Here is a 5,873-nt window from a genome sequence, read left to right as displayed (position 1 = left end):
CAGGTGCCCCACCTGCCGCCCCAGCCGCCGCGACGCGCCGTGGAGCACGGCCTGCGCGAGCGCCCTGCCCTCCTCGGCGGAGACGAGGAAGCGCAGCGTTCCCGGGCCCTCCAGCTCGCGGAACCAGATGCGGGCGTCAGGCGTGCCTTCCGGCGCGAGGGAGGAGCCCAGGTGGCGCAGGTCGTCCAGGCGGTCGAGCAGGATCCACGGCCGGTAGCGCTCGTCCTCGCGGACCAGCGCGCCCGTGTCCGGAAGACGGCGCCAGACGATCGCCCGGCCGTTCGGCTCCGCCCAGACGCTGACGATCCCCGGCGTGGGATCCCATCCCCACAGCCACTCGTCTTCGCGCGAGGCCTGGGCGCTGGCCGCCGATGCGGAGTCCGCGATGTGGTCAGGCTCCGGGTTCATCTGCACGGACGAGGGGATAGCTGGTGGAGTGAACCGCCCACGGTCGAGCGATGTCGCCGATCGGCTTGCCGCGAACGCGGGATGGAAGTTAAGTAGCAACCGGTCCTGGAGTCAGCCCCAGCACGGGCAAAATGCAGGTCCAATGGAGCCATTCACCAGAAAAAGCGCCACGATGCACCAGGAAACGGGGCTGATCGCCCTGGTCGCCGTCGGATTCGGACTTGCCTTCGTCATGGGCCTCGCCGCCCACCACCTGCGCCTTCCGCCGCTGGTGGGCTATCTGCTGGCCGGGGTGGCGGTCGGGCCGTTCACCCCCGGCTTCGTGGGCGACGCCGCGCTAGCGTCGCAACTGGCCGAGATCGGCGTGATCCTGCTGATGTTCGGGGTGGGGCTCCACTTTTCGCTCGACGACCTGCTCGCGGTGCGAAAGATCTCCGTTCCGGGCGCCCTGGCACAACTGGTCGCCGCCACGGCCATGGGCGCGCTCCTGGCCCGCGCGTGGGGCTGGCCGTGGGGGCAGGGGCTGGTGTTCGGGCTGTCGCTGTCCGTCGCGAGCACGGTGGTTTTGCTGCGGGTGCTGGAGCAGAAGGGGATGGTGGATACCGCCGAGGGGCGCATCGCCGTCGGCTGGCTGATCGTGCAGGACCTGGCCATGGTGCTGGCGCTGGTGCTTCTGCCCGCGGTCGCGGGGGTGCTGGGCGGAACGCCTGCGGCCGCGGGGGGCGGAAGCGTCGTCACGGCCGTGGCCATCACCCTGGGCAAGGTCATGGCCTTCCTTGCGCTGATGTTCGTCGTGGGTCGGCGGGCCCTTCCCTGGCTCCTGGGCCGCGTGGCGCATACCGGCTCGCGCGAGCTCTTCACGCTCAGCGTGCTGGCCGTAGCGATGGGTGTGGCGGTGGGCGCGGCGGGGCTGTTCGGCGTTTCATTCGCGCTGGGGGCGTTCTTCGCCGGCGTGGTCATCAGCGAGTCGGACCTGAGCTACCAGGCCTCCGCCGACGCCCTTCCCTTCCAGGACGCGTTCGCAGTCCTCTTCTTCGTGTCCGTCGGCATGCTGTTCGATCCGTCGGTGCTGGTGCGCCGGCCCCTGCAGGTGCTGGCGGCGCTGGCCATCATCGTCGTCGGCAAGTCCATCGCGGCGCTCGCCGTGGTGCTGGCGTTCCGGTATCCCATCCGCACGGCCCTGGGGGTGACGGCCGGCCTGGCGCAGATCGGTGAGTTCTCGTTCATCCTGGCCGGGCTGGGCGGCACCCTGGGGCTGCTCCCGCCGGAGGCGACCAGCCTGATCCTGGCCGGCGCGCTGATCTCCATCACCATCAACCCCCTCGCGTTCGCGGCGGCGGCGGGGCTGGAGCGCTGGGTGCGCGCCAGCCCCCGCGTCACCGACCTGCTGGAGCGGCCCGCGGGCGACCTGGGCGAGCTGCCGGCCGGGGTGGACGAGGCGGCGCTGCGCGACCACGTGGTGCTGATCGGGCATGGCCGGGTGGGCGCGCCGGTGGCCCGCGCGCTGGAGCGGCAGGGCATCCCATACGTGGTGGTGGAGCAGAACCGGGGCGAGGTAGAGGCACTGCGTGCGCGGGGGATGCCTGCCCTGTTCGGAGACGCGACTCGCCCCGGCATCCTTCACCACGCGCGGCTGGAGCGGGCGCGCCTTCTGGTCGTCTCCGCGCCGGATGCCTTCCAGGCGCGGCTGATCCTAGACCACGCGGGCAAGGTGAACCCCGGCATCGACACCGTCGTCCGCACGCACAGCGACGAGGAGCGGGCGCACCTGGAACGGCGGGGCGTGGGCCGGGCGGTGATGGGCGAGCGGGAACTGGCGCTCGCCATCATCCGCTACGCGTTCGGCGCCTTCGGAGTGAACGAGAACATGGCCGCCATCGCCGCCGAGACGCTGCAGCTGCCGAACCCGCACACGGGGCGGCGCGAGGAGCCGCCGAGCGGGGTGCTGCCCTGAGCGAACGTCAGGGCTCCGCGCGCCCGGGCATCTCCAGCAGCTCGCGGTAGAACTCCAGCGTCTGCCCGGCGATGGCGCGCCAGCTGAACTGGGCCAGCACGCGCTCGCGCCCGGCGCGCCCCATCGCCGCCCGCCGGTCCGGCGCATCCATCAGCTCGTTGACCGCGGTCGCGAGCGCCAGCGAGAACGCCTCCGGGTCGCGGGGCTCCGCCGATCCGCCGCCCTCCGCCTCGAACGCCACGAGCGTCCCCGTCTCCCCCGGCACCACGATCTCCGGGATGCCGCCGACGGCCGAGGCGACGACCGGTGTTTCGCACGCCATCGCCTCGAGGTTGATGATGCCGAACGGCTCGTAGACAGACGGGCAGACGAAGACGGCCGCGTGCGAGTACAGCGGGATGATGCGGTCCTTGGAAAGCATCTCGCTGATCCACACCACCGGCACCGGGGCGTCGCGCTTCACCTCGTCCACGAGCGCCGCCATCTCGCGGCCGATCTCCTCCGTGTCGGGGGCGCCGGCGCACAGCACCACCTGCACGCCGGGGCGCAGGTGCCGGATGGCGCGGACGAGATGGAGGATTCCCTTCTGCCGCGTGATGCGCCCGACGAAGAGGACGATCGGGAGATCCGGATCGATGCCGAGCGCACGCAGCCCGTCGGGATCCAGGCGCGGCTGGTACTCGTCGGGATCGATGCCGTTGTAGATCACCCGCACGCGCTGGGGATCGACGCCGTACAGCGCCTGCACGTCGTCCTTCATCGCGCGCGAAACGGCGATCACCCCGTCGGCGTTGCGGTAGGCGGTGCGCTCGATCCACGTGGTGGCATCGTACGCCGTGCCCAGCTGCTCCACCTTCCAGGGCCGGTGCGGCTCCAGCGAGTGGGTGGTCAGCACCAGCCGCGCGCCCGTCAGCGGCCGCGCCAGGCATCCGGCCAGGTGCGAGTACCAGGTGTGGCAATGCACCACGTCGGGCGCATCCACCGCGCCCGCCATGGCCAGGTCGCGGAGCAGCGCATCCAGCAGCCGCTCGTGCCGCGGGTCGCGCGTGGAGAGGCGAAGGGCGGGCGCGACGCCCTGCACGCGCAGGTTGCCCTCCTCCTGCCGCTGCTCGCCGAAGGACAGCACCTGCACCTGGTGGGCGCCGCCCTCGGCGCAGGCCAGCTCGCGGGCCAGGTACTCCACGTGCACGCCGGCGCCGCCGTACACGTGCGGCGGGTACTCGTTGGTGAGCTGCGCGATGCGCAGGGCGCGCGCGCTCATATGATGGTGCCGTCCGGGATCTCGGCGTTCTTGACGATCACCACCACGCCGTCGCGGATGTAGAAGCCCGGCCCCTCGCCCTCCACCACCCCCGCGACGTTGGTGATCACGCAGTTCCTGCCGATGGACGCGTTCTTGTCGATGATGGCGCCCTGGACGACCGAGTCCTCGTCCACCCCCGGGCGCGGCGGCCCCTCCACGCGGTTGCGGCTTCCGGGGTCCTCCCAGCGGTAGTAGTCGGCACCCATCATCACCGTGCGGTGGACGCGGGTGCGCGCGCCCAGGTACGAGCGGATGCCGATCACCGACTGCGTGATGTCGCTGTCGATGATCACCGACGCCTCGCCGATGATGGACGCGTCGATCCGCGAGCGGGTGACCTTGGCCGGGGGAAGCAGGCGCGCGTTGGTGTACAGCGGCATCTGCTCGTCGAAAAGGTTGAACGCCGGCTGCGGATCGGTGAGCATCAGGTTGGTGTCGAAGAACGACCGCACGGTGCCGATGTCGTTCCAGTATCCCTTGAACGGGTACGACACCACCTTCCGCTCCTGGATGGCGAACGGAATGATGTGCTTGCCGAAGTCGTTCGCCTCGCGGTGGCCGTCCAGCAGCTCCTGCAGGACATCGCAGTCGAAGATGTAGATGCCCATGGAGGCCAGGTAGATGCGCCCGGCGCGCTCCAGCGCGGGCTCCACCGGGCTTTCCTTGCCGCGCAGCTCGGAAAGGGGCGGCTTTTCGTAGAACTCGGTGATGCGGTGCTCGGCGTCGGTCTTCAGGATGCCGAAGCCGGGCGCCTCCGCCGCGGTCACGGGCGTGGCGGCCACGGTGACGTCGGCGCCGGTGCGCTTGTGGTGCTCCAGCATCAGCCGGTAGTCCATCGTGTACAGCTGGTCGCCGGACAAGATGAGCACCTGGTCGTGCGCGTAGCTGCGGATGTGCAGGTTGCTCTGCCGCACCGCGTCGGCCGTGCCCTGGTACCAGTGCTCGGAGGTGGGCGTCTGCTCCGCCGCCAGCACGGTTACGAAGCCGCCGCGGAACCGGTCGAACAGGTACGAGCGGGCGATGTGGTCGTTCAGGCTGGCCGAGTTGAACTGCGTGACCACGAAGATGCGGTTGAGCCCGGAGTTGATGCAGTTGGAGATGGGCACGTCTACCAGGCGGTACTTGCCCGCCAGGGGAACGGCGGGCTTGGCGCGCTGCGCCGTCAGCGGGAACAGGCGGGTGCCGGCGCCGCCGCCCAGGATCACTGCAAGAACTCGGTCCATGGAACGCGAGAGACGGAAGTGAGGAACGGCCACCCATCCGAGGGCGGCGATGCCCGTGCTAGCTGCAAAGTACCAGCCGCCGCGCCCCGCCGACATGCCTCCGGGCCCGGTGCTGCCCCGTTTGTAAAGCACGGGGTCCTGTCATCCTGAGGCCCAGGCGCACCGAGTCGCCCCGCGGCACACACGTCGCGGGCCGAAGGATCCAGCCGCGGACACGTACCAGCCCGGGCGCGGCAGCGGTCACTGAGGCCGGGGCCTCGGCTGCCGTGGGGCCCTCACCCGGCCGCGCTGACACGCGTGCCACCCTCTCCCGCAAGCGGGAGAGGGTGTACACGTCGGAGTTGGGTGCGGGGGCAGCGGCAGAGTGGAGGCCTCGGCCGTGCTGGGGCGACTGAAGTCGCGGCAACAAAGGCCCAAAGTCCGCCTTCGCGGACTGCACCGGCGAGCCGAGTGCGTCGGGCTGGCCGAAGCGCGATCGAATTCTCCCCTCTCCCGCTTGCGGGAGAGGGGCCGGGGGTGAGGGCAGCCGCGGCATGCGCCGGCCCCGGTCGGAACGCCTTCGGGCCCTGCCTGGATCGTCGCGCTAACCCTGACCCGGTCACGGGCGACTGAAGTCGCGGCTGGTAAATCACGAAGGCCGCCTTCGCGGACTGCAGGGGCGAGTCGGGTGCATCGAGCTGGCCGGAGCGCGATCGAATTCTCCCCTCTCCCGCTTGCGGGAGAGGGGCCGGGGGTGAGGGCAGCCGCGGCATGCGCCGGCCCGTTTCGCAACGCCCCGACATCGAGGCCTCTGCACGGGTGCACGCTGCCGCGCGCAAGGTTGGAAGTGCCGCAGGCTAGATCCTTCGGCCCGCGTAGCGTGTGCTGCGGGCGAGGGCGGTGCGCCTGGGCCTCAGGATGACAAGCTGTGGGGCTGCAAGGAGTTAGGTGTGATGCGCCATACTGGCTCCCTTCCCCCGCGCAGTTTGCGGGGGAAGGGCTGGGG

The 5,873-nt window shown here is 70.9% G+C and carries 3 protein-coding genes and 1 pseudogene; 1 reads left to right on the top strand and 3 read right to left on the bottom strand.

The annotated features are described in order from the left end of the window. A pseudogene (locus tag VIB55_RS12055) lies at positions 1-408 on the bottom strand (hypothetical protein); the annotation flags it as partial. 172 nt (positions 409-580) lie between these two features. Between VIB55_RS12055 and ybaL the strand changes: the two are divergent. Further along, complete coding sequence (ybaL, locus tag VIB55_RS12050) at positions 581-2,362, top strand: YbaL family putative K(+) efflux transporter (protein WP_331876894.1); 1,782 nt, start codon at positions 581-583, stop codon at positions 2,360-2,362. A gap of 7 nt (positions 2,363-2,369) precedes the next feature. Here ybaL and glgA read toward each other — a convergent pair whose 3' ends face one another. After that, a complete protein-coding gene (glgA, locus tag VIB55_RS12045) occupies positions 2,370-3,623 on the bottom strand; it encodes a glycogen synthase (RefSeq protein WP_331876893.1) in 1,254 nt (417 codons plus the stop codon). Next, positions 3,620-4,888, bottom strand: a complete 1,269-nt coding sequence (locus VIB55_RS12040; RefSeq protein WP_331876892.1) for a glucose-1-phosphate adenylyltransferase — start codon at positions 4,886-4,888, stop codon at positions 3,620-3,622. The genes glgA and VIB55_RS12040 overlap by 4 nt, the downstream gene beginning before the upstream one ends. Positions 4,889-5,873: the final 985 nt, after the last annotated feature.

Origin of the sequence: Longimicrobium sp. (assembly GCF_036554565.1) — a bacterium.
Classification (GTDB): domain Bacteria; phylum Gemmatimonadota; class Gemmatimonadetes; order Longimicrobiales; family Longimicrobiaceae; genus Longimicrobium.
Note: the sequence above shows the minus strand (reverse complement) of the source record. Positions and strands in the feature narration are given on the sequence as shown.